General features: G+C 52.0%; 37 protein-coding genes and 2 pseudogenes. 22 read left to right on the top strand and 17 right to left on the bottom strand.

Annotated elements, in window-relative coordinates; genetic code table 11:
* The first annotated feature begins 110 nt into the window (after nucleotides 1–110).
* The 4 genes and pseudogenes from HBM92_RS08125 to HBM92_RS25275 form a co-directional block, all read left to right on the top strand.
* A complete protein-coding gene (locus tag HBM92_RS08125) occupies nucleotides 111–1,352 on the top strand; it encodes an integrase domain-containing protein (protein ID WP_000101718.1) in 1,242 nt (413 codons plus the stop codon).
* Nucleotides 1,353–1,450: 98 nt separating this feature from the next.
* The gene (locus HBM92_RS25660; RefSeq protein WP_001171357.1) at nucleotides 1,451–1,681 is read left to right on the top strand and encodes a hypothetical protein; all 231 of its coding nucleotides are present in this window, start codon (nucleotides 1,451–1,453) and stop codon (nucleotides 1,679–1,681) included.
* 166 nt (nucleotides 1,682–1,847) lie between these two features.
* Nucleotides 1,848–2,054 carry a helix-turn-helix transcriptional regulator gene (locus HBM92_RS08120; RefSeq protein ID WP_000387478.1) on the top strand — a complete coding sequence of 69 codons (207 nt, stop codon included), beginning with the start codon at nucleotides 1,848–1,850 and terminating at the stop codon, nucleotides 2,052–2,054.
* A gap of 14 nt (nucleotides 2,055–2,068) precedes the next feature.
* A pseudogene (locus HBM92_RS25275) lies at nucleotides 2,069–2,548 on the top strand (icd-like protein); the annotation flags it as partial.
* Here the strand turns inward: HBM92_RS25275 and HBM92_RS25270 are convergent.
* Entirely contained in the window at nucleotides 2,434–2,739 is a 306-nt protein-coding gene (locus tag HBM92_RS25270; protein ID WP_000190563.1) for a YlcI/YnfO family protein, read from the bottom strand. The pseudogene HBM92_RS25275 and the gene HBM92_RS25270 overlap by 115 nt on opposite strands.
* A 196-nt stretch (nucleotides 2,740–2,935) precedes the next feature.
* Between HBM92_RS25270 and HBM92_RS25265 the strand changes: the two genes are divergently transcribed.
* The 15 genes from HBM92_RS25265 (at nucleotide 2,936) to HBM92_RS08045 (ending at nucleotide 10,800) form a co-directional block, all read left to right on the top strand.
* Complete coding sequence (locus tag HBM92_RS25265; RefSeq protein ID WP_001247058.1) at nucleotides 2,936–3,136, top strand: host cell division inhibitor Icd-like protein; 201 nt, start codon at nucleotides 2,936–2,938, stop codon at nucleotides 3,134–3,136.
* Nucleotides 3,133–3,363 (top strand): hypothetical protein, encoded by a 231-nt coding sequence (locus tag HBM92_RS08110; RefSeq protein WP_000076671.1) that lies wholly within the window; start codon nucleotides 3,133–3,135, stop codon nucleotides 3,361–3,363. The genes HBM92_RS25265 and HBM92_RS08110 overlap by 4 nt, the downstream gene beginning before the upstream one ends.
* Complete coding sequence (locus tag HBM92_RS08105; RefSeq protein ID WP_001372127.1) at nucleotides 3,353–3,574, top strand: hypothetical protein; 222 nt, start codon at nucleotides 3,353–3,355, stop codon at nucleotides 3,572–3,574. The genes HBM92_RS08110 and HBM92_RS08105 overlap by 11 nt, the downstream gene beginning before the upstream one ends.
* A complete protein-coding gene (locus HBM92_RS08100; protein WP_001204077.1) occupies nucleotides 3,567–3,788 on the top strand; it encodes a hypothetical protein in 222 nt (73 codons plus the stop codon). Before HBM92_RS08105 ends, HBM92_RS08100 begins: the two co-directional genes overlap by 8 nt.
* A gap of 1 nt (nucleotide 3,789) precedes the next feature.
* A complete protein-coding gene (locus HBM92_RS08095; protein ID WP_001204964.1) occupies nucleotides 3,790–4,023 on the top strand; it encodes a hypothetical protein in 234 nt (77 codons plus the stop codon).
* 5 nt (nucleotides 4,024–4,028) lie between these two features.
* The gene (locus HBM92_RS08090) at nucleotides 4,029–4,328 is read left to right on the top strand and encodes a DUF4222 domain-containing protein (protein ID WP_000770163.1); all 300 of its coding nucleotides are present in this window, start codon (nucleotides 4,029–4,031) and stop codon (nucleotides 4,326–4,328) included.
* A complete protein-coding gene (locus HBM92_RS08085; protein ID WP_000761839.1) occupies nucleotides 4,325–6,079 on the top strand; it encodes a phage/plasmid primase, P4 family in 1,755 nt (584 codons plus the stop codon). Before HBM92_RS08090 ends, HBM92_RS08085 begins: the two co-directional genes overlap by 4 nt.
* Nucleotides 6,080–6,366: 287 nt before the next feature.
* Nucleotides 6,367–6,645: a hypothetical protein gene (locus HBM92_RS08080; protein WP_000557477.1), complete on the top strand. Its 279-nt coding sequence runs from the start codon at nucleotides 6,367–6,369 to the stop codon at nucleotides 6,643–6,645.
* Nucleotides 6,642–7,064 (top strand): single-stranded DNA-binding protein, encoded by a 423-nt coding sequence (locus HBM92_RS08075; protein ID WP_000126681.1) that lies wholly within the window; start codon nucleotides 6,642–6,644, stop codon nucleotides 7,062–7,064. Before HBM92_RS08080 ends, HBM92_RS08075 begins: the two co-directional genes overlap by 4 nt.
* A 415-nt stretch (nucleotides 7,065–7,479) precedes the next feature.
* Entirely contained in the window at nucleotides 7,480–7,686 is a 207-nt protein-coding gene (locus HBM92_RS08070) for a hypothetical protein (protein WP_000796961.1), read from the top strand.
* Nucleotides 7,686–8,741 carry a major capsid protein gene (locus tag HBM92_RS08065; RefSeq protein ID WP_000268555.1) on the top strand — a complete coding sequence of 352 codons (1,056 nt, stop codon included), beginning with the start codon at nucleotides 7,686–7,688 and terminating at the stop codon, nucleotides 8,739–8,741. Before HBM92_RS08070 ends, HBM92_RS08065 begins: the two co-directional genes overlap by 1 nt.
* Before the next feature lie 11 nt (nucleotides 8,742–8,752).
* On the top strand, nucleotides 8,753–9,088 hold the full coding sequence (locus HBM92_RS08060) for a head decoration protein (RefSeq protein WP_000380881.1): 336 nt from the start codon (nucleotides 8,753–8,755) through the stop codon (nucleotides 9,086–9,088).
* A 12-nt stretch (nucleotides 9,089–9,100) separates the two neighbouring features.
* The gene (locus HBM92_RS08055) at nucleotides 9,101–9,514 is read left to right on the top strand and encodes a hypothetical protein (RefSeq protein ID WP_000224590.1); all 414 of its coding nucleotides are present in this window, start codon (nucleotides 9,101–9,103) and stop codon (nucleotides 9,512–9,514) included.
* Nucleotides 9,515–9,719: 205 nt separating this feature from the next.
* Nucleotides 9,720–10,262, top strand: coding sequence for a terminase small subunit (locus HBM92_RS08050; protein ID WP_000835278.1), 543 nt, complete (start codon nucleotides 9,720–9,722; stop codon nucleotides 10,260–10,262).
* Between the two features lie 256 nt (nucleotides 10,263–10,518).
* Nucleotides 10,519–10,800 (top strand): hypothetical protein, encoded by a 282-nt coding sequence (locus HBM92_RS08045; protein WP_000133395.1) that lies wholly within the window; start codon nucleotides 10,519–10,521, stop codon nucleotides 10,798–10,800.
* A 710-nt stretch (nucleotides 10,801–11,510) separates the two neighbouring features.
* Here HBM92_RS08045 and HBM92_RS25060 read toward each other — a convergent pair.
* Nucleotides 11,511–12,419 (bottom strand): annotated as a pseudogene (locus tag HBM92_RS25060) (autotransporter outer membrane beta-barrel domain-containing protein); the annotation flags it as partial.
* 319 nt (nucleotides 12,420–12,738) lie between these two features.
* On the opposite strand from HBM92_RS25060, the gene narP reads away from it, so the two are divergent.
* Nucleotides 12,739–13,386: a nitrate/nitrite response regulator protein NarP gene (narP, locus tag HBM92_RS08030; RefSeq protein ID WP_001113641.1), complete on the top strand. Its 648-nt coding sequence runs from the start codon at nucleotides 12,739–12,741 to the stop codon at nucleotides 13,384–13,386.
* 34 nt (nucleotides 13,387–13,420) lie between these two features.
* Here narP and ccmH read toward each other — a convergent pair whose 3' ends face one another.
* Genes ccmH through napF form a run of 15 tightly spaced genes read right to left on the bottom strand, consistent with a single transcriptional unit; the run spans nucleotide 13,421 to nucleotide 25,560 of the window.
* Nucleotides 13,421–14,473, bottom strand: a complete 1,053-nt coding sequence (gene ccmH / locus HBM92_RS08025) for a cytochrome c-type biogenesis thiol:disulfide oxidoreductase CcmH (RefSeq protein WP_001211554.1) — start codon at nucleotides 14,471–14,473, stop codon at nucleotides 13,421–13,423.
* Entirely contained in the window at nucleotides 14,470–15,027 is a 558-nt protein-coding gene (gene dsbE, locus HBM92_RS08020; RefSeq protein ID WP_000824439.1) for a thiol:disulfide interchange protein DsbE, read from the bottom strand. The genes ccmH and dsbE overlap by 4 nt, the downstream gene beginning before the upstream one ends.
* Nucleotides 15,024–16,967 (bottom strand): cytochrome c-type biogenesis heme lyase CcmF, encoded by a 1,944-nt coding sequence (gene ccmF, locus HBM92_RS08015; protein ID WP_000982445.1) that lies wholly within the window; start codon nucleotides 16,965–16,967, stop codon nucleotides 15,024–15,026. Before ccmF ends, dsbE begins: the two co-directional genes overlap by 4 nt.
* A complete protein-coding gene (gene ccmE / locus HBM92_RS08010; RefSeq protein ID WP_001026418.1) occupies nucleotides 16,964–17,443 on the bottom strand; it encodes a cytochrome c maturation protein CcmE in 480 nt (159 codons plus the stop codon). The genes ccmF and ccmE overlap by 4 nt, the downstream gene beginning before the upstream one ends.
* Nucleotides 17,440–17,649, bottom strand: a complete 210-nt coding sequence (ccmD, locus tag HBM92_RS08005; RefSeq protein WP_000186540.1) for a heme exporter protein CcmD — start codon at nucleotides 17,647–17,649, stop codon at nucleotides 17,440–17,442. The genes ccmE and ccmD overlap by 4 nt, the downstream gene beginning before the upstream one ends.
* Complete coding sequence (gene ccmC / locus HBM92_RS08000; protein WP_001295447.1) at nucleotides 17,646–18,383, bottom strand: heme exporter protein CcmC; 738 nt, start codon at nucleotides 18,381–18,383, stop codon at nucleotides 17,646–17,648. Before ccmC ends, ccmD begins: the two co-directional genes overlap by 4 nt.
* A 41-nt stretch (nucleotides 18,384–18,424) precedes the next feature.
* Nucleotides 18,425–19,087, bottom strand: a complete 663-nt coding sequence (gene ccmB / locus HBM92_RS07995) for a heme exporter protein CcmB (protein ID WP_000971730.1) — start codon at nucleotides 19,085–19,087, stop codon at nucleotides 18,425–18,427.
* On the bottom strand, nucleotides 19,084–19,707 hold the full coding sequence (gene ccmA / locus HBM92_RS07990) for a cytochrome c biogenesis heme-transporting ATPase CcmA (protein ID WP_000525567.1): 624 nt from the start codon (nucleotides 19,705–19,707) through the stop codon (nucleotides 19,084–19,086). Before ccmA ends, ccmB begins: the two co-directional genes overlap by 4 nt.
* A gap of 12 nt (nucleotides 19,708–19,719) precedes the next feature.
* The gene (gene napC, locus HBM92_RS07985) at nucleotides 19,720–20,322 is read right to left on the bottom strand and encodes a cytochrome c-type protein NapC (protein WP_000528376.1); all 603 of its coding nucleotides are present in this window, start codon (nucleotides 20,320–20,322) and stop codon (nucleotides 19,720–19,722) included.
* Between the two features lie 9 nt (nucleotides 20,323–20,331).
* Entirely contained in the window at nucleotides 20,332–20,781 is a 450-nt protein-coding gene (napB, locus tag HBM92_RS07980) for a nitrate reductase cytochrome c-type subunit (protein ID WP_000835177.1), read from the bottom strand.
* Nucleotides 20,778–21,641 carry a quinol dehydrogenase ferredoxin subunit NapH gene (napH, locus tag HBM92_RS07975; RefSeq protein WP_000013513.1) on the bottom strand — a complete coding sequence of 288 codons (864 nt, stop codon included), beginning with the start codon at nucleotides 21,639–21,641 and terminating at the stop codon, nucleotides 20,778–20,780. Before napH ends, napB begins: the two co-directional genes overlap by 4 nt.
* Nucleotides 21,628–22,323, bottom strand: a complete 696-nt coding sequence (napG, locus tag HBM92_RS07970; RefSeq protein ID WP_000091291.1) for a ferredoxin-type protein NapG — start codon at nucleotides 22,321–22,323, stop codon at nucleotides 21,628–21,630. The genes napH and napG overlap by 14 nt, the downstream gene beginning before the upstream one ends.
* A 6-nt stretch (nucleotides 22,324–22,329) precedes the next feature.
* A complete protein-coding gene (gene napA / locus HBM92_RS07965) occupies nucleotides 22,330–24,816 on the bottom strand; it encodes a periplasmic nitrate reductase subunit alpha (protein WP_000778032.1) in 2,487 nt (828 codons plus the stop codon).
* Nucleotides 24,813–25,076 carry a chaperone NapD gene (napD, locus tag HBM92_RS07960; protein ID WP_000557384.1) on the bottom strand — a complete coding sequence of 88 codons (264 nt, stop codon included), beginning with the start codon at nucleotides 25,074–25,076 and terminating at the stop codon, nucleotides 24,813–24,815. Before napD ends, napA begins: the two co-directional genes overlap by 4 nt.
* Entirely contained in the window at nucleotides 25,066–25,560 is a 495-nt protein-coding gene (napF, locus tag HBM92_RS07955) for a ferredoxin-type protein NapF (protein ID WP_000686723.1), read from the bottom strand. Before napF ends, napD begins: the two co-directional genes overlap by 11 nt.
* 108 nt (nucleotides 25,561–25,668) lie before the next feature.
* On the opposite strand from napF, the gene HBM92_RS25590 reads away from it, so the two are divergent.
* Complete coding sequence (locus tag HBM92_RS25590; RefSeq protein WP_001296243.1) at nucleotides 25,669–25,833, top strand: hypothetical protein; 165 nt, start codon at nucleotides 25,669–25,671, stop codon at nucleotides 25,831–25,833.
* Nucleotides 25,834–25,946: 113 nt separating this feature from the next.
* On the top strand, nucleotides 25,947–26,456 hold the full coding sequence (gene eco, locus HBM92_RS07950) for a serine protease inhibitor ecotin (protein ID WP_000712252.1): 510 nt from the start codon (nucleotides 25,947–25,949) through the stop codon (nucleotides 26,454–26,456).
* Nucleotides 26,457–26,488 lie beyond the last annotated feature (32 nt).

Below are 26,488 nucleotides of genomic sequence, written 5' to 3'. Positions count from 1 at the left end.
ATTTATAAGCTATCAGCCGGATTTTTTAGTTATACGTTTAGTTATACGGGCTGACGTATAACTAAAGCCGTATAACTAAAACCCTGTTTTTCGTGTGGAATCATAGACATATGGCGAGAAAAACACACCCATTAACCACAGTGCAGATCAAAGCAGCCAGACCAGCGCAAAAGGAGTACACCCTGCAGGACGGCGGAGGGCTTTTTCTCCTGGTCAAACCGTCTGGATCAAAACTCTGGAGATTTTCCTACTACCGACCATCGGACAAAAAAAGAATATTGCTGAGTTTTGGATCGCTTGAAGATGTTTCCCTGGCTGATGCCAGAAAACGCCGTAGCGAGTACAGGACGTTAATCAGTGCCGGAACTGACCCGCAGGACCACGAGAGGCAAAAAAGAGAGACAGAGGCCCGAAGACAAGGGAACACGTTCGAAAATGTGGCGGCGGCATGGTACCAGGTGAAAATCAGCCAGAATCTGGCCCCCAACACGATTAAAGACATCTGGCGTTCGCTGGATAAATATGTATTCCCGTTCATCGGCAACACGCCAATAGATACCCTCACCGCCCGAAGGTTCGTTGAAGTGCTTACACCCATCAAGGAGCGCGGCAACCTGGAAACACTCAAGCGGGTTTTACAGCGCGTTAATGAGGTAATGGATTACGCCGCCAACAGTGGGCTGATTGATGCCAATCCGGCTATGAATGTGCGTAAGGCGTTTCCCTCACCTGTAAAAAAACATATGCCAACAATCCGCCCCGAACAGCTGCCGGAGCTTATGCAGGCTTTATCAGTATCGGCAACAGAACGGCAGACCAGATTACTGATTGAATGGCAGTTACTGACCGTAACCCGTCCCGCCGAAGCGTCATCAACGCGGTGGGATGAAATCAACCTGGACGCGAAGCAATGGACGATACCTGCCGGACGCATGAAGATGCGCAGGGATCACGTTATCCCGCTTTCCGGTCAGGCTATGGCGGTGCTGGAGGCCATGAAACCAATCAGCCACCACCGCAATTACGTTTTCCCAAGTCTGAAAGACCCACAGCAGCCGATGAACAGCCAGACAGCTAACGCAGCATTGCGGCGTATGGGATTCGCTGGCGTGCTGGTGTCTCATGGATTACGCGCCATATTCAGCACAGCAGCGAACGAGGAAGGATTCGAGCCGGACGTAATAGAGGCGGCACTTGCCCACGTCGACACCAACGAAGTTAGACGGGCATACAACCGGAGCAACTACATAGAAAAACGCATCGTGCTGATGCGCTGGTGGGGCGAATTTGTCGAGGCTGCGGCGACGGGCGTAACCCTCGCCAGTGGTAAAAGGGGTATCCGAGCCGTGTAGCTGTACAGAAAACCAGTAAAAACTACGAAAACCATGTAAAACCGTCGTATAATTGCATCAAATTTAACGACAAGGCCGTGAAACATGAAACCGTTAAGATGCAAAAAAATATCAGATGCAATTGCGACGGGCTGCAACTGGCCCTGATGGTTCAGCATGAATTTTGGTCAACCTACGATCCGGAGGACAGAACGACGGCCCCATCAAAAAAACAGGTAGTAGATTTTCTGGTATCCCGTGGCGCTTCCAGAAATCTGGCGGTAAGTATTGATAAGGTCGTACGTCCGGCATCTATGAAGATCGGAGGCAGGCCCAAAAAATGGCGGTAACAATCCTGGAAGCGGCAGAAATGCCGCTTTTTTTATAATTCCATTTCAAATCATCAATATAAAAACGGTGTATACCGTTTAAAAACGGTGGGAACTGTTTTTACCCATATCCGATGATTTACCGTATTTGTCACCGGAATACACCGGATTCACAAGGTAAATCACGATGGAAGCAATCAGAAAAATTATCTTTCGCCAGGAAGTAAAAAAAATTATCCACATCAAGGCAGACAGCACGCTGCAAAGCATGATCAACGCCGGAGAATTTCCGCAGGGTTTTCGCGTTGGTTTACGCCGTCGCGGATGGTATGAGGATGATGTGTTGGCCTGGCAGAAAGAACGCGAACAGGAAGCACGCGGAACGGCTGCTTAACGGGTATCACAGATATGACAAACACGAAAAAAGCGGCCCCGATATGGAGCCGCCTTTCTGAACAATTAACCCGCTGCGCCTTATGTGTATATGATCCCAAACATAAGCACGGGGATGATAGCCGCTATCAGGCTGGTGGGCAATGCAATCAGTCTGGTTCAGTTCGTTGCCATACCTGCAATGAGCGCTTTTCCCTGTATTCTTTAAGGAATTGCTCAAGGGCAAAAGCACATGGCGCGAATCTTTCTGATTCATGCTCTATCTTTCTGCGCCGTCTTTTCCGTGCCGGTGATAATGTTTTGGTCAATTCTTTATCGGTCATTGTGTTGTCCTGCATAGCAATGCGCCGTAATACCTTACACCACGGCGCTGATGGTGATTACTCTGGTTCTTTGGTCTTGCGGCGCTGGAGTTCTTCACGTGCGACAGTGACGAGCTGCCCGATCTCCTCGGCGGCTTTGATTCCGAGTTTTTCCACCTGCGCCAGTGCATCGTGCGAAGAAATCAGGGGGTTTTCTCCGCTTCCTTCTGCCTGGCGGCGGGCGATTTCACCGCGCATGGCGGTTACTATGAATCCGGCGTTGCTTTCACCGTCCAGTTTTACGGATTCCATGCCTTCAATAACATCATGCGGGATCCGAGCTGTCAGTGATTGTGATTTTGCGTTTTTTGAACCTGTAGCCATCTGTAATCCTCTCAATGAAAGTGTAAGACAATATACACATAAAAAGTCTTACATAAAAGCATTGACATGTAAGCCACCTATAAATAAAGTTACTTACACCTTGTTAATGCAAGGTGCAGAAACGACGAAACCCCGCACTGTAGGAGCAGTAACGGGGCTTCTAACCACCAACGATAGCAAGATTATCGAGGCAGCTATGAGAAATTATACCATACACCCGCAAGGGCGGGACTCGTACAACCTGAATAAATACATCTGGCGTTTTATCGCCCTGAGCACGGCACAACCGCGCGTGATTACCATCGAGGCCACCAGCGAACAGGAAGCGCGTCAGCAATCTCCGGCTGGCTGCGTGATGGTATTTGCTGCCCGTATTCGTCAGGGGGTAGGCTTATGAGCCAGGAAATCACACTACAACAGGCAGCAGAACGCGCCCACCAAATCGAAGTTATTTGCGCACTGGCAGAGGATTACCCTGGCATGATGACCGACAGCGAATCAGGGGCAATCATCGGCTTACTTAAACGCCTTAGCGGTGAGGTCTGCGTATTCCTGAGCGATGAACAGGAAAGAAGAACGCTTATTTCTAACGAAAAAAAATGCGGAGGGGTACATGTGCAATAAAACCACACCGGACGCAGCAGCCGCCGCGCTCACTACGCTGATGCACGCGCTTATCGATATTGAATGCACTGCAGAGCTTGCGCAGGGAGAAGAACAGAAAGACCGGACACAGTTCGCCCTGGAATGTATCCGATACATCGCAACACGGTCGCTGAATGACGCTAAAAATATTCTTGTTGCTGATTGTGAAAATGGGGGGGGTTATGCGTGATGATCGTTTTAATTCCCTGAAACAGGAATTTTCCGGCGTTCCTGATGATGCGGCTGATGCGCTTTCGTCAATGCCAGAACTTATTAGAGCGGCTTTTTTCTTACTTTCCACGAGAGAATATAAATCAACGGGGCTTGATGTACTGAATATCGCCGCCGATTATGCTGATTTCGTGACAGAGGTTATTTTAAGAAAAACGACGGACGGGGATTAATATGCGTGATATTTACCACGAAACAATAGACCGCGCATTTCTTGCACTTTCTCACAGTGAAAACATGCTGGAAATATTGCGCATATGGCTTGAAACACTTGGCGACAATGAACGCGACAAACAAAAATCAAGAATTGCCACGGCATTAATAACGCTTCTTGAGCCTGTAATAATGGAACTGCAAGAAATAGATCTATTGCACGATAGATATAAAGAACAGCACACCGGAGAATAAAAATAATGAAACTTAAATATTCTGGCTTAACTGCCAGTGGCAACACTCACCCTAAATTTACGCGCGGCGATATTTACCGCGACCAGTACGGCGGCACGGTAATGATTAAGGGCGTGGCGGGACGGTGCGTAACTTACCGCCGTGAAGGTTACGAATATGATTGCGTGATGCCTGTTTATCAGTTCCGGCGTGATTTTTCTCTGGTACAGACCGCGCCGCATAACGTGCCCACCAGCAACGCCAGGGCACGGGCAAACATCCAGAAGCTGAAAACCATGATTAACGGATTCAGGGGTAAAAAATGAAACTGGCACCGAACGTAAAACAGCAGTCACGCGGCATAAAACACAAAGGAACAGAAGTCATTATTTTTGCGGGTAGTGATGCCTGGGCACACGCGAAACAATGGCAGGAACATGATGCGCGTATGGCCGGAGATAATGAGCCTCCTGTGTGGCTTGGGGAGCAGCAGTTATCAGAACTGGATAAGCTGCAAATTGTGCCGGAAGGCAGAAAATCCGTGCGCATATTCAGGGCCGGATATCTTGCGCCAGTAATGATAAAGGCGATTGGTCAGAAGCTGGCGGCGGCAGGCGTACAGGATGCAAATTTTTACCCTGATGGTATGCACGGTCAGAAGGTGGAGAACTGGCGCGAATATCTGGCCCGTGAGCGCCAGAATCTTTCTGATGGTCTGGTCATTGAGCTTCCGGTAAAGCAAAAGGCGCAACTTTCGCAGATGGCGGACAGTGAGCGCGCGCAGCTGCTTGCCGATCGCTTTGATGGCGTTTGCGTACATCCTGAAAGTGAAATCGTTCACGTATGGCGCGGCGGGGTATGGTGTCCGGTCAGCACAATGGAACTTAGCCGCGAAATGGTGGCGATCTATTCAGAGCACAGGGCCACTTTCAGCAAGCGCGTAATCAATAACGCCGTGGAAGCGTTAAAAGTTATTGCCGAACCAATGGGCGAGCCGTCCGGCGATTTGCTGCCGTTCGCCAATGGTGCGCTTGACCTGAAAACGGGGGAATTTTCCCCGCACACGCCGGAGAACTGGATCACCACGCACAACGGCATTGAGTACACGCCACCAGCACCAGGGGAGAACATCCGCGATAACGCGCCAAACTTTCATAAATGGCTTGAGCACGCAGCCGGAAAAGACCCGCGCAAGATGATGCGTATATGTGCCGCGCTGTACATGATTATGGCGAACCGGTACGACTGGCAGATGTTTATTGAGGCCACCGGAGACGGCGGGAGCGGTAAAAGTACATTCACACACATAGCCAGCCTTCTGGCAGGGAAACAAAACACGGTAAGCGCTGAAATGACATCGCTTGATGATGCTGGTGGGCGTGCGCAGGTTGTCGGGAGTCGTCTTATCGTCCTGGCAGACCAGCCGAAATATACAGGCGAAGGAACGGGCATCAAGAAAATCACGGGCGGCGACCCCGTGGAAATTAACCCGAAATATGAAAAGCGTTTTACGGCGGTAATCAGGGCGGTGGTGCTGGCAACCAATAACAATCCGATGATATTCACCGAACGGGCCGGAGGTGTGGCACGTCGTCGGGTGATATTCCGGTTCGATAACATCGTAAGCGAGGCAGAAAAAGACAGGGAGCTACCGGAAAAGATCGCGGCTGAAATCCCTGTCATTATCCGCCGCTTGCTGGCGAACTTTGCCGACCCTGAAAAGGCACGGGCTTTACTCATTGAACAGCGTGACGGTGATGAAGCACTGGCAATAAAGCAACAGACGGATCCGGTTATTGAGTTTTGCCAGTTCCTGAATTTTCTGGAGGAAGCACGCGGCCTGATGATGGGCGGCGGTGGCGATTCAGTGAAGTACACGACCAGAAACAGCCTTTACCGCGTCTATCTGGCGTTTATGGCGTACGCAGGCAGGAGCAAACCGCTAAACGTAAATGACTTTGGCAAGGCTATGAAGCCAGCCGCGAAAGTTTACGGACATGAATATATTACGCGGAAAGTTAAAGGAGTAACGCAGACTAACGCAATAACAACAGACGATTGCGACGCGTTTTTATAATTTGTTGCAATGGCTGTCTACCCTGTCTACCTGAGTAAAGAAAAATACATTTAATTCAGTGCATTAAGTTAGGTAGATAGCCTTTTTTTACTGTCTACCCACTATCTACCCTCTCTACCTGATTTTACCTGAATCAGACAGGGAGGTAGACACGGGGTAGATAGTGGATAAAAGCACTCTACCCCGCTGAAAGCCGCGCCATTACTGGCATGAGGGCCACTAAGGTAGATAGGTAGACAAGGGGAGGCACAACTCAAAACTTTTTAAACGAGGGGGTAAAAATAAATATGCACACTTCAGGGAAATTTAATAAATCACTCAAAAAACGCAGAGACAGAACAGAACCGAAATATCGCGCGTTAGACATGACAGAGCACGCTTTAAAGGTGGCAATCAGAACGATAGACCGACACGTAGGGGAAGGATACGCGAAGGAACATCCCGACCTGATAAGCGCATTCATGACCACAGCAGCGGCAAACTTTGCCACGCTGACAGAACGGGAGATTGCCGAAGCGGAACAGGTAACAACCATCAACGTTAAAACCGGAGAGGTGGAATCATGACAGCACAGATAGCCGCTTACGGGCGGCTGGTGGACGACCCGCAGGTAAAACAGACCAGCAAGGGCACACCGATGACGCTGGCGCGTATGGCGGTCCCCCTTCCGTGCAGCCAGGCAGATGACGGAACGGCGACGATGTGGTTATCCGTCCTGGCATTTGGCAGACAGGCCGAAGCACTGGAAAGGCACCGCAAGGGTGAACTCCTGAGCGTGGCGGGTAACATGCAGATCAGCCAGTGGACTGGGCAGAACGGAGAAACGCGGCAGGGCTGGCAGGTTATCGCAGACAGTGTAATCAGTGCGCGAACGGCGCGACTGGGCGGCAAAAAAGGTCAACAGGGCCAGGCTACTGACGCGCTGAACAGGGCAAAACAACAGGCGGGGAATGATGATCCGTACGGGGATAACATACCGTTTTAAGCGACGAGTGACAGAAGCCGGAGCAATCCGGCTTTTTTACGGGTCCTCCTGGCGGGGTGGGCCTGAACACGGGGCGGGAGGCGCGGAAAAAAGCGCATTTTTGTGATTTTATCGTCATCATCATCATGAGCGTAATTTATTGTTTTTAATTGTTTTGATGCAAAAAAGATGATGGTTGTGGTTAATTTTCGTTCGACATCTTTGCAGGCAGATAAAAAAGCCCGATAAGGTCAGAGGTGGCTTATCGGGCTTTTGCATATGAGGCTTTTTGGTGCACTGACACACATGATCGGGATAATCATTTCATAATTTGCAACGCAACTCAACATCATTGCACAAAATGCAATCATGATTATAATCAGAGCTGGATGAACATCCAGTTATGATTTTTTAAGTCAAAGAGGAATTTCTTACTATGGCTGAAGAGAAAAAAGGCGGTGTTTCGGTGTACATAAGCCCCGACATCGTGAAGGCGCTCAAGGAACGCCACCAGCAGAACGTAAAAGCAGGCATTGCGGCAGGACTTGATCCGCTGGCGATGGTTGAGCCGTCAACAGGCTGGCAGGTACGCTCCTATTTACGCGCGGCGCTGGGCATAAATCAGACTCATGGGGGTGAATAATGGCAGTCAAAGCAATGGCACTTAACACACACCAGCTTTTCGCGTACCTGAATCGCGAGGATATTGCGGAATTTAAATTTAGTCCGCTGTTTACCGCGCTGTTTTTCCCGAACGTGGCGACATTCAACACGCAAAACATCATGCTGGATACCCTGGACATTGAAGAAGTCACCATGTCGGCGTTTTGTTCGCCTATGGTGGGTAGCCAGGTTCAGCGCGATAAAGGGTACGAAACCAGCACGATTAAACCTGGCTACATGAAGCCAAAGCACGAAATCGATCCAACGAAAACCATCATGCGCATGGCTGGAGAAGATCCGGCACAGCTTAACGACCCTACCTATCGCCGTATGCGCCTGATTACTGGCAATATGCGCCGCCAGATAAACGCCATAAAAGCGCGCGTGGAATGGCTGGCGGTAAATGCGGTAACGACCGGAAAAAACATCATTGAGGGCGAAGGCATAGAGCGCTATGAAATCGACTGGAAGATACCGGAAAAAAACATCATAGAGCAGGCCGACGGGAAAAAATGGTCAGAGCAGGACAAAGAAACCCACGATCCAATCTATGATATCGAACTATACGCCGATCAGGCTGGTTGCCCCGCAAACGTCATGATTATGGGCGTTGAGGTATGGCGAACGTTACGCAGCTTTAAAAAATTCCGTGAGCTGTACGATCTTTCCCGTGGTTCAGAGTCCGCCGCAGAGCTGGCCTGTAAAAACCTGGGCGAAGTGGTGAGCTTTAAAGGCTATCTGGGCGATATTGCCCTTATCGTCTATTCCGGCAAATACACTGACAGCGACGGCACAGAAAAATATTTCCTTGATCCTGATTTGCTGGTCCTGGGCAACACCAACAACAAAGGGCTGGTGGCCTATGGTGCGATTATGGATCAGGAAGCGGTAAGAACAGGCGCAACGCAAAACATGTACTACCCGAAAAACTGGATTGAGGACGGCGATCCGGCGATTGAGTACGTGCAGACGCACAGCGCACCGCAGCCGGTTCCGGCAGATATTCGCAAATTTGTTACCGTCAAAATTGCTTAACGGGGGATTCTATGGACACTCCATACATTGAGTTATTTGCAGGCAGTCAGCAGGTATCCACGACGCTGGTACATTTTGCCGCTGATGCTGGCGTTATTCAGGAATTTACCCCGCTGATGCTGGCGGACAATGGCGAGTTTAAGCCGTGGGATGGTCAGGAATCTGGCAAGGCTGTTTATCTGACTTCGTACCTCGTGGACACGTCAAAGCAGAAATCAGCACAGTGTTACAAGACGGGGATATTCAATATTGCCGCCGTTAACTGGCCTGAGAGCGTCGACACCGATGCGAAAAAATGCGCCGCCTTTGCGGGTTCTGGCGTATCCGTTCAGCCGCTGGCCCGATAAGCAGGGGGAACGATGGCAACGAATGAAAGCATCATGGCGCTACCGCTGGCGAGTAAATTTAAAGCCGAAGCGCGGGCAATGGCTGACAGAGGTTTATCAACCTACGAGGCCGTATATCAACTCAACAAACTGGAAGAGCAGGACAAGCCGCGCGCTGATGCGATTATGGCGCTTCATGAGCATAAAGACTATCAGCCGCTGTTGCGTGCAATGGCAAACGTGCCTTGTATCGATGTTGATACGGCTAAAAACATCCTGAACATGACCATAGAGCAGGAACGCCCGAAGGTTGCACCAGAGCTTACCGCAGCCTTTGAAAACTTTATGGACATGCACAGCCCACAAACCGTATCAGCTGGCATGGCATACGATGGCAGAAACCCAGGCGATGACGGCGACATCGATCGCATACTGAAAACCATCTGAGACAAGGCCGGAGAAATCCGGCTTTTTTGCGGGTCCTTCCTGGAATTATGGCCCGTTACGGGGCGGCGACCTCGCGGTTTTTCGCTATTTATGAGCTTTTTCAGGGGGGTGGTGGTGGTTTTGTTGTTTGCTCTATCTTTATGAATGAAAAGGGAAAGATGCAAACAATACACCAACCTGAAGCAGTAATTAAGTTGGTGTATTAATGAAATCGCACCTGATGAACAAAAAAAACATGGCGAAAAGCTGCCGTGTAAGTGCGACAGCGTTCGACAAGTGGGGAGTGACTCCCGTTGAACGTAAAGGCCGTGAGGCGTTTTACGATGTTGCCAGCGTGATAGACAATAGGGTTAACAATGCAATTAGCCAGCTTACAAACGACAAAGGCGATATTGATGATGATGAACTCTTACGAGTCAGGATCAGATTACTGACAGCACAGGCGGAGGCGCAGGAACTTAAAAACGAGCGCGATCGCGGTGACGTGATTGATACTGAGTTTTGCCTGTACGCGCTTTCAAAGCTGGCGAGTCAGATTTCATCAATCATGGACAGCCTCCCGCTTACTATGCAAAGGAGCTTCCCACAGATTACCCCCGCCATGCTGGATAGGCTTAAAAGGGAAGTGGTTAAAGCCTGTAATGCCAGTGCCAGAGTTGCCGACAACCTCCCACAGATACTGGCTGATTACTTGAAAGAAACAACCGGAAACGTACCGGAAAAGTTGCTACAGAAGAAAGGCGAGTAACAGACGCGCAATTATTGAACAAAACTGAGAAACGACATGAAAGCGTCATAAATCGCCATTTTAGATGATTACCGTGTCGTTTCTTTTTATTGTGTATCTATTTAAAAACAAATAGTTATGTTCGAGAAGTACCGACATGCTTTTTCCAGAAAAATTTTCATAAACAGATAAAAACCGCGAGGTCGCCGCCCCGTAACGGGTCCATAATTCCAGGAAGGACCCGACGACACCAGACAATCAGAACGATGGGTGCACAATGACAGAAGCCGAAATACTGGGATTAATCCGCCGTGCTGGTGGAATCAGCCAGCAGACTGACGAACAGGCCACGCAGCCGGACAGCGTGACAGCCGAAAATTATGCGCGTGTTGTTGCTGAGGTGATGCGCCGTGATGGTATCCAGCTTAATGATGTGGATATGCGCAACATACGGATCCGCGTTCTTGAAATGCTGGCCTACAATCGCCGCGTGGCACTGTATCGGGAAACGGAGAAAATTACATACCACTGGAAGAAGCCGGAGCGGTTGCGGCGGTAACTGGTTGATATTTTCGAAATTCGCCAGCGGCGAACATCGGGGAAACCAGCCTAACCCGTTGATATTTTCGGGAACCTCAAATTGAGGAGGTCGGAAACATAACCCGTCATATTCTGGATGCTGATAATTACCACGCAGCCCATTAAGGCCTAACCCGTTGATTCTTTCGGAAACAGCCATTGGCGTAATCCGGCGCGGTAACTTGCTGAACTTAAAGCAAAGCGCAAAATTGCGCTGGCTGGTGGGCATGATGCCGATATGGTGATCCCCATAACGGAAATATCCACCAGCACGGCAACGGCAGAATAGCCACAACACAGAAAAACCACGAATATGGGGTTTTTGTTATGGCATGGGCATGATGACCGCCCCTGCTCTGAATGGTGGAAATCACCACGCAGATCATCCACCAGCTTCGTTTTTATAAATTAAACATCCGGGAAAATCCGACCCTGAATTGTGCATTTTTTCAGCAAATCATTTTAGTTATACGTTTGGTTATACGGTTTAAAAGTTGAATCATATACATTATTTTAAATCATGAAGTTACACGCTCAATTAAACTACTCTCGTGGACCAAAAATCCCAAGAAAACCAACCTATTGCGGTTGGTTTTTTTATATCTGCATTTAATTCGATAAACAGACAGCGACACATCACGGCCTGTTTATTTTCTGTTATCAGAACGTCCAGACTACACCCGCCTGAGTTGTGCTGCTTTCTTCACGGGAGAAACGGCTGTCGATACCAAGCGTTAGCCCCGTCAATGTTTGCTCAAAGCCAGCGCCTGCATCAGTGGTCACGTTGTTGCGGCTGTTAATTGCCGAACTCCACATCGCCGCCCTTTACGCTACCAAGACGCTCACGCACGGTGTCCAGTTCTGCATCAAATACCAGCGGTTGTGCTGCCGCCATATTCAGCACATCCGTGGTTGAAGGGGGCATTTGTGCGCGATTCTCTGCGAGACTCCAGCTATGGTTGCCATTATCCAGCAAGGTATATTCATACGTACTGATATCAACAACGCCTCCGGCATTGCCCAACGTAAATGCCGCATCACCGCGCCCGTTGTTACCAGTGTAAGGTTATCTCCTGCTGCCGGCCTGGCACCGGTGTCCGTCACGAATATTTTGAAATCACCTGTTGCTTTAACCTCCAGTAGCCCTCCCTTTTCTATAACGGCAAAGACGGCAATCCCATCTTTTTCAACAATTAAGCGCCCGCCTTTAATCGTGGGATCATTCGCCGCGCCATAAACCTGTAGCACTCCATTATTGATCGTAGTCTGGTTTACCGCGCCACCCATTTGAACAATTTGATAACCATCATTTAATACTGAGTATTCTGCGGTGCCATTTATTTCAATGTACTGATATCCCCCGTTAATTTCAGTATTACTACTTACACCAAATTCTTATATATGCTGTTCTCCGCCAGGATTGATTTTCGTATTATTGGCGGCCCTACAAACCAGCTGGATATCTTTTTCCAGGACAACACCATCAACTGTCTCACCATACTCAACAGTTGATGCCAATGCTATGGGCGAATATAACGCTGTAGCCACCAGAACAGATATTGCGGAACGACAAAGAGAAACAGAACCAGATTGGTGCATTAAGCTTTCATCCTATGAAATTAATTGCTGTTAAAAGCATTGGGGACAGAAAATACCCATAGCTCCATACCCGGAGTCAGTTTTAAAAAACTGTTTAAAGAAATGCACAAGTATTGTGATTGATTTTTTAGTTGTTTTTCCTGATGAGAAGCTGATGCAAAATTCCGTCTTTATAATGAAGATGATGCCAAAGCGAACGACAAAGTTGTAGTTTTCACTACATGTCCATACATAAAATGGGGTAACATTCACGCGCCTGGTAGCGTTACCAACGCTACGCTCAAACATAATGATTCTAATAAAACCTCAGGAGACTACTATGCCTGAAGCAACGCCTTTTCAGGTGATGATTGTGGATGATCATCCACTTATGCGACGCGGTGTTCGTCAGTTACTGGAGCTTGATTCTGGCTTTGAAGTGGTCGCCGAAGCGGGCGACGGCGCAAGCGCGATCGATCTGGCGAATAGACTGGATATCGACGTGATCTTGCTGGATCTCAATATGAAAGGCATGAGTGGCCTGGATACCCTCAATGCCTTGCGCAGGGATGGCGTTACCGCGCAAATTATTATCCTGACCGTATCAGATGCCTCCAGCGATGTCTTTGCACTGATAGACGCAGGCGCAGACGGTTATCTGTTGAAAGACAGCGACCCGGAAGTGTTACTGGAAGCAATTCGTGCCGGAGCGAAAGGCAGCAAAGTCTTTAGCGAACGCGTCAATCAGTACTTACGTGAACGTGAAATGTTTGGCGCGGAAGAAGACCCCTTCAGCGTGCTGACAGAACGCGAGCTGGATGTTCTGCACGAGCTGGCACAGGGGCTGTCAAATAAACAGATTGCCTCGGTGTTGAATATTTCCGAGCAGACAGTAAAAGTCCATATTCGCAATCTGCTGCGTAAACTCAACGTCCGCTCACGCGTGGCGGCCACCATTCTGTTCCTGCAACAACGCGGGGCACAATAAAAATAGCCCGATGGCATCACCATCGGGCCACTTTTTATTTACTCTCCTGCGGCGACAAATGTTGCATCGCCTGCGCGATACTACGTTCGATCACCGCACGGCGAGTATCGTTGGCAGGTAAGAGTTTCAACATCATTTCCCACGCGGCAACGGCTTCGCCAAATCGTTGCTGCTCAAAGGCATTAAATGCATACATGCTTAACACACGGATATTGCTATGGTCCGTTCTCACCAACTGGCGCAGCAGTTCGCCGCCGAGGCGGTTGTCGTTGGGATCAGATGAACGTGTCAACGCTTCAGCGTATCCCAGTGCAGCATCGCTGTTTTTCGGATCGAGGCGATACGCAGTGGCGTATGCATCGGTGGCGATACTGGCGTTACCCAGCGCCATGCCAACGCGGCCCAACATAATCCAGCCTTCTATATCTCCCGGATTTTTTTGCAGTTGAGTACGCATCCCCAGCGCAAGGCGCGACATCTCTTCTTCGTTGAGCGGATCGGCTTTCGGATCCAGCGCCCTGTCCAGTAACGCCGGAGCCTGTGCCGTGGCCTGCTGCCAGATTTTCACCTGCTGATAATTGCCAGTCTGGTAGTAGCTGACGCCAGCCACAATTAACGCCACCACAATACCCGGCAGATAAACAACATATCCGGCACGCTTACCTTCCGGCACGCTTTGTTCTGGAAACGCTTCCAGCACCACGCGTACCCGACGCCGCGAACGGGCGTATATGACCCAACCGCCAATGCCAATAGCCACTACTGGCAGCACCCACAGCAGCACGGTCAGCGGCGTTAACGGCGGATCGTAAGTGACGAAGTTGCCGTAACGCGCCACCATATAATCGACAATCTCTTTCTTACTTTTGCCTTCCTGCATCAGTTCATACACTTTCTGGCGCAGGTCGGTGGCAATCATCGAGTTGGAATCGGCAATGCTGTTGTTCTGGCATTTCGGGCAGCGCAGTTCTTCAGTGAGCTGACGGAACTGTTGTTCCTGTGCTTCATCTTTAAACTGCAACACGTCGATGGTCGCCAGCGCTGAGCCGGAGATCATCAGCATCAGCACGCCCAATAAAAACCTCATTGTGCGGCCTCCTTACTGTATTTCTCCCACAGTGGCTTGATCTCTTCTTCCCAGACGCGAGGATTGAGATCGCCCGCATGGCGATAGCGAATGATGCCGTTGCCGTCAATAAGGAACGTTTCTGGCGCGCCATAGACACCGAGATCCAGCCCTAACATGCCGTCGCCATCAAACAGGCTTAGCGCGTAAGGATTGCCCAGCTCTTTCAGCCAGCTGATTGCCTTCTGGCGATCGTCTTTATAGTTCATGCCGACCACGCGGATGCCCTGCGCAGAAAGCTGATTCAGATATTGATGTTCCGCACGGCAGGTCGGACACCAGGTCGCCCAGACGTTAAGCAGCACTGGTTTGCCCTGAGTCAGCACATCCGCCTGATAAAACTGCCCCGGATTGTCCAGTGATTCGAGGCGAAACTTCGGCACTGGCTTGCCAATGAGCGCCGATTCCAGATTGGTCGGATCATCCCCTTCGGCATTACGCGCCAGCTGCCACAGCAGCGCCGCGGCAATCGCCAGGAAGATAATCAACGGAATTAACAATACCTTGCGCTTCATGCAGCCTCCGGCGCAGTTTTCTGCGGGTTCACGCGCTTACGATAGCGAGGATCAAACAGACACAGCAGTCCGCCCAACGCCATCATCAGCCCGCCCGCCCAAATCCAGCGAACAAATGGTTTGTAGTAAAGACGCACGGCCCACGCGCCGTTTTCCAGCTCTTCACCGAGCGCCGCGTACAGGTCACGCGTGATGCCACCGTCAATCGCCGCTTCGGTCATCATCGACCCGGCAGTGTTGTAATAACGTTTTTCTGCATACAGCACTGTTTCCGGCTTTCCATCTCGCGTTACGCCGATGGTCGCCACACCGCCACGCCAGTTTGGACCAGTCACTTCTTTGACATCACGGAAGGTGAAGCGATATTCATGAATATCGACGCTATCGCCGGACTTCATGCGCACATCACGCTCAACGCTATAGTTCTGACTAAAAGCAATGCCAACAATTGTCACTGCCAGCCCCAGGTGAGCTGCCACCATCCCCCAATAACTGAAGGTGGTTTTCGTGCCGCGTGAAATACGCAGCGCAGCTTCCGCAATTGCCAGCACCGCAATCCAGCAGGCCATTGCCAGGCCGAGCACCGTCATCGCCACAACTTTGCTTTCGAACAGCCACGGCAACAGCAGCGACAGCACCAGCGTAGAGATGAAGGCGATAATCAACAAATTGCGGATTTTACGTGGGCGATCGCGTCCCCAGCGCACCAGAGGGCCGACACCAAGCAGTAGCGCAAACGGCACCATCAGCCAGGTAAACATGGTGTTGAAGAACGGTTCGCCAATCGAAATACTGCCCAGTCCCAGTTGCTTGTGCACCAGCGGCAGCAACGTCCCCAGCAACACCACCAGCATCGCGGCGACCAGCAAAACGTTGTTCGCTAACAGCAAAGATTCCCGCGACCACAGCGCATTGTTTACGCGTGAGCGAACTTTGTGTCCACGCGCGGCAAACAGCAGCAGCGAACCGCCAATCACCAACACCATAAAGGCGAGGATAAACATACCGCGCGCCGGATCAGACGCAAACGCGTGTACCGATACCAGCACGCCGGAACGCACCAGGAAAGTCCCCAGCAGACACAACGAGAAGGCACTGATTGCCAGCAGTAATGTCCACGCTTTGAAGCTGGCGCGTTGTTCAGTGACCGCCAGTGAGTGCATCAGCGCAGTCCCCACCAGCCACGGCATAAACGAGGCGTTTTCTACCGGATCCCAGAACCACCAGCCGCCCCAGCCGAGTTCGTAATAGGCCCATGCGGAACCGAGCACAATGCCGAGCGTCAGGAAAATCCACGCTGCCAGCGTCCACGGGCGAGTAAAACGCGCATAAGTGCTGTCCAGACGCCCACTCAGCAAAGAAGCAATGGCAAAAGCAAACGCCACCGAGAAACCCACGTACCCCATATAAAGCAGAGGCGGATGGAAGATCAGCCCCGGATCCTGCAACAGTGGGTTAAGATCACGCCCTTCAATCGGGAAATTCGGCAGCGTGCGTGAGAACGGGTTAGAGGTAAAGAGAATGAACAGCAAAAAGCCGACACTGACCATCCCCATTATCGCCAGTACGCGGGCAACAATATCCAGCGGAATACGCTGACTAAAAATCGCTACCGCAAAGGTCCAGCCGCTCATCAGTAGCACCCACAGCAGGAGCGAGCCTTCATGCGCGCCCCAGGTAGCCGCCACGCGATACCACACCGGAAGCTGGGTATTGGAGTTGCTGGCAACATAGGTGACGGTAAAGTCGTTGACCACGAAAGCATTGACCAGCACCAGAAATGCGCCAGCCACAGACATAAACAGCAGCCAGGCAAACAAGCGGGAAGACGCCATCATGCGCGCGTCCCCGCGCGCCACGCCCCATAGCGGATACACGGACAGCAGCAGCGCAATTCCTAGCGCCAGACACAGCAGCCCGTTACCAATTTCTGGCATCATGATGCTGGGTCCTTATAAACACTCGCCGGGCGACGGTGGTTAGCTTCCATCGCTTTCTCAACTTCTGGCGGCGTGTAGTTTTCATCGTGTTTCGCCAGCACTTCTTTCGCGAGGATATGATTGCCTTTTTCCAGTTCGCCCTGCACCACAACGCCCTGCCCTTCACGGAACAGATCCGGCAAAATGCCTTCGTAAGAGACATCTACTGAACCTTCAGCGTCGTAAATGGTGAAAGTTACTTTTAGCGAATTGGGATCGCGCTGCACACTCCCCGGCATCACCATCCCGCCAACGCGCAGACGCTGACCGACTTCCGGCATCTGCTGAGTTTCACGCTTGCCGTAGAGAATCTCCCCCGGCGTATAAAAGAGATCGATATTCGAGCGCAGCGCATATAGCACCAGACCGATAGTCAGCGCCAGCCCCGCCAGCACGGCACAGGCAATCCACAAGCGGTTTTTACGGCGAATATTCATGCAGCCTCCTGCTGTTGCGCAGCACGTAAACGCGCCTCACGCGCCCGCTGTTGCGCCACGCCACGCAGAATTGCGCGATGTTGCATCACCGAGTGCACGACCAAAACCACCAGCGGAATAACGGTCATCACCACCGCCAACCAGACAAAAAAGGCGTAACCGCCCATTGCGAAAAATTCATTCCAGGAAGCAAATGCAGGGGTCATTTACGGCCTCTTTTCAGTATCAGTTCACTCACCCACGGACGGCGTTTTTCCATCAGCAAAATCAAATTACGCATCCGCATCAGCGTCAGCGTGGCAGACAGGAGCAGGAAGCCAAAAATCGACCAGCGCAGCGGCGAACGCATCGCCGGATCGATACTTTGCTGCATCCGCGTTGATCCCTGATGCAGGGTGTTCCACCACTCAACGGAGTAATGAATAATCGGCAGATTCACCACGCCAATCAGCACCAGGATACCTGCCGCACGGCCAGCCAGACGACGGTCGTCGAAGGCGTGCCACAGGGCAATGACACCAACATACAGAAACAGCAGCACCAGTTCAGAAGTCAGACGTGCATCCCATACCCACCAGGTGCCCCACATCGGTTTTCCCCATGCAGAGCCGGTAACCAGGGCAATAAAGGTAAACACGGCACCAATGGGGGCCATCGCCGCCACCGCCAGGTTGGCCATTTTCATCTGCCAGACCAGGCCAATAAACGCTGCCACCGCCATTGATGCATAAATGCCCATCGACCAGATCGCCGCAGGCACATGCAGGTAGATAATGCGGTAGCTATTTCCCTGCTGATAATCAGCCGGAGCAAAGCCGAACCCCCAGATCCAGCCGACGGTAAGCACGACCACACTGGCAATTGCCAGCCACGGTATAAACCAGCCACAGATTTGATACAGCCGTGGTGGGATCGCCAGTTGATGCAGTGTTTTCCACATAGTTTCGATACCAGACTCGAACAAAAATCAGTAATCCAGCGTTATTGAATGCTGATTCGTAACGCTGCCGCCGTCGCAAAAGGACTTAATGTCGCGGTGCCTGCCAGCAACGCGCCTAAAATTGCCAGATACCCATCAACGGGCAAATGCATAGAAGCCGCGTCCATCGCGGCGGTGGCAAAGATGAGTAATGGGATAGTCAGCGGTAACACCAGTATGCTGAGCAGCACACCACCGCGCTTAAGTCCCACTGTCAGCGCCACGCCCGGCGCACCGAGAAAGCCAAGCGTAGGGGTTCCCAGCAGCAGCGTCAGCGCCATCACTTGCCAGCCATAAACATCCATTCCCAGTAGCATTGCTACCAGGGGCGAAAGGATGAGTAACGGCAGACCGGTTACCATCCAGTGCGCCATCACCTTCGCCAGCACAACGGCGGGCAAGGGTAACGGCAACAACATCAATTGTTCAAGACTGCCGTCCTGCAAATCGTCACGGAACAGTCGCTCGAGTGCCAGCAAGGATGAAAGCAACGCAGCAACCCAGATAATGCCCGGTGCAATACGCGCCAGCAGTTGCGGCTCCGGACCGATACTGAGCGGAAAAAGGGTAATGACAATCAGGAAGAACCACAGCGGGTTGGCGATTTCGGCGCTATGGCGAAACGCCACGCGCAGCTCAAGACGGAAAATGCGCCAGAACATCATGCGGCCCCCGTTTGCGTCAGTGAAATGCGGCGAATTTTACTTTCAGCAACGTTGAGCGGCTGGTGGGTAGTCAGAATCACAATCCCCCCCTGCTCCGTATGCTGCGCCATACGCTGGGTCAGACGATCGACGCCGTTAACGTCAATCGCGGTAAAAGGCTCGTCGAGTATCCATAACGTGGCACGGGTCAGCCACAGACGCGCTAAAGCGACGCGGCGTTGTTGCCCGGCAGAAAGTTGATTTACCGGAATATCTTCGAATCCGGCAAGCCCGGCCTGCGCCAGGGCTTCCAGACATTGTGCGGTATCGCCATCGCGATGATAAAAGTGCAGATTTTCTAACGCCGTCAGCCGGGTTTTGATCCCCGGCTGATGGCCTATCCATAACAGGTTTTGATGGTAGCTGTCGCGTACCTGATGCAAAGGCTGCCCTTGCCAGAGAACGTCACCCGCATCAGGGCGAGACAACCCCGTCAGCAAACGGAGAAGCGTTGTCTTCCCCGCGCCGTTGCTACCGGTGATTTGTACCCACTCTCCTGCGTTCAGCGTAAATGACAAGCCACTAAATAAGGTTCGTTCATCCCGCTCGCAAAGTAACTCTCTGGCTTCAAGCATACCCACGCAATAACCCTGTTAAAAACCTGGCTCGACTTCGCGCATATCGGGCAGCTTGTGCGCTATCCCTTTATGGCAATCAATACAGGTTTGCCCATCTTTCACCGCCTGGTCATGCATCTTCGCGGCAACCGATTTCTGGGCGGTTGTATCCATATACTCGAAGTTGTGACAGTTACGGCACTCCTGCGAGTTATTGTCCTTCATGCGCCGCCACTCATTCTGTGCCATCGTCAGGCGATGAGCTTCAAATTTCTGCGGCGTGTCAATAACGCCAAAAATTTTACCATACAGCTCTTTACTTGCTTTGAGCTTGCGTATCATCTTCGGCACAAACTCGTGCGGAACGTGACAATCCGGACAGGTCGCACGGACGCCGCTACGGTTGTTGTAGTGCACGGAATCCATGTATTCCTGATACACCGTGTTACGCATTTCGTGGCAGCTAATGCAGAACTCTTCGGTATTGGCTTTTTCCATCCCGGTGTTAAAGCCGCCCCAGAAGACGATGCCGCCGACAAAACCGATCAACAGCAGCGTCCCCAGCGCCAGACGGCTGGGGGTACGCCACCATTTCCACAGGCGCTTAATCAGACCAGGCTTACGGTCAGAATTTCCCATAATAACCTCTTATTTCCCGTAACCTTTTGATGGGGTAAAGGTATTCCCCACGATTGGCGCGGTATCGGCCTGCGGTACGTGACATTGCAGACAGAAATAACGACGCGGAGCCACTTCCGCGCCCACTTTGCCGTCGCTGTCCATAAAGTGAGTAGGACTGATGCGCGGCGCGCCAGTGGTGCGATAGCTTTCGACACCGTGGCACTGCAAGCAGCGGTTGGTATTGGTCGTTACCTGATAACCTTCAACGCTATGCGGGATCATTGGCGGCTGATTCACATAGTTCAGCGGCATCCGTTCCTGCTCTTTTGGCATCCGAATGGCCCCTTCCTGCGTCCCGGATACTTCCGGCGACTGGCTAAAATCGACGCCATTAGCCGCCCAAACCGCGCCGCTCACCACCAGGGCCAGCATCGCCGTCCATTGACACAGCGCTTTCTTCAGGTCATGGCTTTTCATGATTTCGCTCCCGAACTCCATCGTGTAGTTATTGTAAATACATCCTCAGAACAGACATCCACGCAGCGACCGCACGTCATGCAATCGCGGCTGGTGACCTGCACCGGGCTTTGTTCATCCAGCACCGGGGCACGTAGCACATGCGGTTCCGGGCAAACATGAAAACAATCCATACAGCGGTTACATTTCTGCCGATCGCTGGCCGCAACGGTAATCACACCTTTGCTACCCAGCACGCCATACAGCGCGCCAACCGGACAAATGTGACCGCACCAGCCGTGTTCAACGACCAGTAGATCAAATAAAAACAGCGCGAGAATAAGCAGCGCGCCGCTACCGAAGCCCATTACCAGGCTGCGCCCCATCAGGGAAACGGGGTTGATCCATTCCCAGATGAGCGTGCCGGTTAAGGCCGATCCCACCAGAATGACCACCAACAGCACGTAGCGAATGTGGCGAGGGATCGTCGCAGACTGATTGAGGTCAAAGCGCCTGCGTAACCAGTTCGCTAAGTCGGTAATCGGGTTCAGCGGGCAGACCCAGCTGCAAAATAATCGCTTTCCTGCCAGGGCGTAGAGCACGGTGATAATTACCGCACCAGTCAGTGCTACCGTGGCAGGCAGATGACCGCTGGCAAGGCTTTGCAGCGTCATCAGCGGATCGGTCAGCGGAACGGTGTCGAATAACAGGCTACTGCTGTAGTTGCCGTGCAAGATCCACACACCAAACCACGGACCGCTCAAAAACATCCCCAGCACGAAGAACTGACAAAGGCGACGTAACACTAACCAACGGTGACTGCGCCACCAGCCTTTTTTCTCCAGCGCCTCGCGCCCGGCGTCACGTTTACGATTTGCCATTGTTCCCCTCCAGCCAGCCGAAGCGGTAATGGTGACCTAACTCCCCTTTCGCCAGTGACAGCGGTAACACCTTGATTGCCGGTTGTTCCAGCACGCACACTTTTTCGCACTTACCGCAGCCGGTACAGGCGTCGCTGTGAACCGTCGGCAGAAAGCGGGCGTGCTTACCGGTTCGCGTGTTGCGCTCCAGCTCCAGGGTGATGGCCTCATCAATTTTCGGGCATTCGCGATAACAAACATCGCAGCGCAGCCCCTGAAAGTTGAGACAGTTTTCCTGGTCCACCAGTACCGCCAGCCCCATCCGCGCGTCGTCGATCGATTCGATCTCACGATCCAGCGCACCGCTCGGGCACACTTTGGCGCACGGAATGTCCTCACACATTTCGCAAGGAATATCCCGTGCGACAAAATATGGCGTGCCCGCCGACAGACCAGAGGCCAGCGTCGCCAGTTTTAAGGTGTCGTAAGGGCAAGCCTGAACACACTGACCGCAACGCACACAGGCACTGGCAAAGGCGTTCTCGTTTATGGCTCCGGGCGGGCGCAACCGCACACCAGATGCGCGTGCGGTTTGCTGTTGTAACCCCAGCGCCACACCCACGGCAGCCAGCCCGCCTGCTGTGCGAACGACATCGCGCAGAAAGCGGCGGCGACCATTTTGAGGTTTCGCTGACCGGGACATAATGGCTTACACCTTCTCCAGTTTGACCGCGCACTTCTTGAAGTCCGTCTCTTTCGAGAGCGGATCGGTCGCATCCAGCGTCAGTTTGTTAACCAGCTGTGCGGCGTCGAAGAACGGCATGTACACCAGGCCCTGCGGCGGACGGTTACGACCGCGCGTTTCGACAATCGAGATCACTTCGCCACGGCGAGAAACCACTTTCACTTTGTCGCCACGGCGCAGATCGCGCGCTTTCGCATCCAGCGGGTGAATAAACAGAACCGCTTCCGGGAAGGCGCGGTGCAGTTCCGGTACACGGCGAGTCATACTGCCGGTATGCCAGTGCTCCAGGACGCGTCCGGTAGAGAGCCACAGGTCGTACTCTTCATCCGGTGCTTCCGCCGCAGGTTCGAACGGCAGCGCGAAGATCACCGCTTTGCCATCCGGTTTACCGTAGAACTTGTAGCCTTCGCCCGCTTTCACGTACGGGTCGTTACCTTCGCTGTAACGCCACTGCGTTTCTTTACCGTTCACCACCGGCCAGCGCAGACCGCGTGCTTTGTGGTAATCATCGAACGGCGCGAGATCGTGACCGTGACCGCGACCAAACCATGCGTACTCTTCGAACAGCCCTTTTTGCAGATAGAAGCCCAGCTCGCGGGATTCATCGTTCAGCTGATCTTCCGCCAGTTCGGATACCGGGAATTTGCTCACTTCCGGAGTGGCATACAGAACTTCGTACAGCGTTTTGCCGCGCAGTTCTGGTTTCTTCGCCAGCAACTCTTCCGGCCACACTTCTTCAGTTTTGAAGCGACGGGAGAACTGAACTAACTGCCAGAGATCCGATTTTGCTTCACCCGGTGCCTGTACCTGCTGACGCCAGAACTGAGTACGGCGTTCGGCATTACCGTAAGCGCCCTCTTTCTCTACCCACATTGCGGTCGGCAGGATCAAGTCGGCTGCCAGCGCACTGACTGTCGGATACGGATCGGAAACGATGATAAAGTTGCGCGGATCGCGCCAGCCCGGCATACGCTCTTCATTAATGTTCGGTCCGGCCTGCATGTTATTGGTACACATGGTCCAGTAAACATTCAGTTTGCCGTCTTTCAGCGCACGGTCTTGTGCCACCGCGTGCAGACCGATTTTCGCCGGAATGGTGCCACTCGGGATATTCCACTTCTTCTCGCAAATATCACGATGTTTCTCGTTAGTCACCACCATGTCCGCAGGCAGACGGTGAGCAAAGGTGCCCACTTCACGCGCAGTACCACACGCGGAAGGCTGCCCGGTCAGGGAGAACGGACCGCAACCCGGCTGGGAAATTTTGCCGGTCAGCAGGTGCAGGTTGTAGACCAGGTTGTTGGCCCACACACCACGGGTATGCTGGTTGAAGCCCATCGTCCAGTAGGAGATGACTTTCTTGTTCGGATCGGCATACAGCTGCGCCAGTTGTTCTAACTGGTCTTTCGGCACGCCGGTCATTTCGGCGGTTTTTTCCAGCGTATATTCAGCAACGAAGGCTTTGTAATCTTCAAAGCTCATCGGTTCGGAGGCGTCAGAACCCGGATTCTTCGCTGCTTTTTCCAGCGGATGGGTCGGACGTAAACCGTAGCCGATGTCCGTCGCTCCTTTGCGCAGGTTAACGTGTTTGCTGAAGAAGTCCTGATTTATCGCATTGTTTTGAATGATATAGTTGGCGATATAGTTCAGGATCACCAGGTCAGATTGCGGCGTAAAGATGATGCCGTTATCCGCCAGCTCGAAGCTACGATGCTGGTAGGTAGAAAGCACCGCCACGGTAACGTTCTGGTTAGAGAGACGACGGTTAGTGATGCGCGACCAGAGGATCGGGTGCATCTCCGCCATGTTTGCGCCCCACAGCACAAACGCGTCAGCCTGCTCGATGTCGTCGTAGCAGCCCATCGGCTCATCCATACCAAAGGTACGCATAAAGCCAACTACTGCCGACGCCATACAGTGACGCGCGTTCGGGTCGATGTTGTTCGAACGGAAGCCCGCTTTGAACAACTTGGACGCGGCATAACCTTCCCAGATAGTCCACTGACCAGAACCGAACATACCGATCGATTCCGGCCCTTTTTCTTTCAGGGCAGTCTTAAATTTCTCTTCCATCACATCGAAGGCCTGATCCCAGGTGATTGGGGTAAATTCGCCTTCTTTGTCATATTTACCGTTTTTCATACGCAGCAGCGGCTGCGTCAAACGGTCTTTACCGTACATGATTTTGGGCAGGAAATAGCCCTTAATGCAGTTCAGGCCACGGTTAACCGGTGCGTCCGGGTCGCCCTGACAGGCCACCACACGCCCCTGCTGCGTTCCGACCAGAACGCCGCAACCCGTACCGCAGAAACGGCACGGCGCTTTATCCCATTTAATGGCTTCCTGCTGACCAACAACGGCGCGGGCAACGCCCGGCACGCTGAAACCGGCAGCCGCCGCAGCGGCCGCAACGGCGTTAGCTTTCATAAAGCTACGACGACTGAGTTTCATGGTGTTTCCTCACCTTGCTCTTCCTGCTGGTGATAAACCAGCGACACCGCCAGCACGCCCTCTACGTTGCGTACTGACTCAATGGTTTGGATCAGCGTTTCGCTGTCTTCTGCTTCCACCACCACAATCAACTGACCGCTCGGCGCGTCGCTGACAGCAACTTCACAGCCGGTAAAGGCGTTCAGTTGGGTGCTGATGTCTGAAATTCGTTCGCTTTTGGCCTGCACGACCAGGCTGCAAACTTGCCAGTTAGTGTGCATGGAGATACTCCGCAGTTATGGCTGATACCGGACAGCTGGCTGCACATGCTCCACATCCGTTGCAAAGTTGGCTATTAAGTTGCGGCTGGTAGATCCCGGAGAGCGTCGGGCGAAAGATAATTGCCATTGGCTCACAGCTATCCTGACAGCGGCGGCATTCAACTGACTGATACGCCAGGCACGCGTCCCCAATGGTGAACTGCAAATCCCAGGCCCTGGTGTGGCGCGGAGAAAATAGCGATTCGGGGCAAGCCTGCGCGCAGGCGTAACAGAAGCTGCACTCGTTATTTTTGAAATTAACGCTCGGATAGCCACCCGCGCCGCGTTGCAGAATGTTGTTTTCACAAGCATTAATACAGGCGTCGCAGCGGGTGCAATGGGTCAGAAAATGAGATTCATCACCGGACCAGGGCGGACGGATACCGTTACTGGCTTTGCGCCAGCGACCAGTGAGTATGCCCCGACGGGATGCATCAATCTTCACATTGACCTTCCATCATTAACGCGCTCTGAAAATTGAGAGCGACCAAATAAACCGCATAATTAATAAGCCATTTTTATAGCCGCTAAGATATTAAAGGATGTGTCAAAGATGCATACCCCGATCGGGGTAAAACCTGTAGCAGGATCAAAAGAGTGGCGGGAAGCGTGGCAAAAACGGGCTTTTGCTCACATTTCAAATGGTTATAAACATATTTATATAGCGATTAATTCGCCAGAGATATTTCTGCTGGTTTGTTTTCTCATCAGAATTTAACACTAAAAGAGCAGGTAAAATTATCTGAATGTTCTTTAAGTTATTCATAAAGCAAATTAATAAATCTGATGAATATGTTAACCTTCAGCGACATCATCGGTGAAAACCTATAAATGAAGAAGGAAAGCAAAAAAATGAAGACCATTCTACCTGCAGTATTGTTTGCCGCTTTCGCCACCACTTCCGCCTGGGCGGCAGAAAGCGTCCAGCCACTGGAAAAAATCGCACCTTATCCACAAGCTGAAAAAGGCATGAAGCGTCAGGTGATTCAGTTAACTCCGCAAGAAGATGAATCTACCCTGAAAGTAGAACTGTTAATCGGTCAGACGCTGGAAGTCGACTGCAATTTGCATCGTCTCGGCGGGAAGCTGGAAAGCAAAACGCTGGAAGGCTGGGGCTATGATTATTATGTCTTTGATAAAGTTAGCTCGCCGGTTTCCACGATGATGGCCTGCCCGGATGGCAAGAAAGAGAAGAAATTTGTCACCGCGTATCTGGGCGATGCTGGAATGCTGCGTTACAACAGCAAGCTGCCGATCGTGGTGTATACGCCAGACAATGTGGATGTGAAGTACCGCGTCTGGAAGGCGGAAGAGAAAATTGACAACGCGGTTGTCCGCTAAACTGCTGTGAAGTGCTGCAACCTGTAGGCCGA

It is taken from the genome of Escherichia sp. E.sYA108 (genome assembly GCF_011754335.1).
Classification (GTDB): domain Bacteria; phylum Pseudomonadota; class Gammaproteobacteria; order Enterobacterales; family Enterobacteriaceae; genus Escherichia; species Escherichia coli.
The sequence above is the reverse complement of the archived record's forward strand: the minus strand, read 5'-3'. Positions and strand labels throughout refer to the sequence as shown.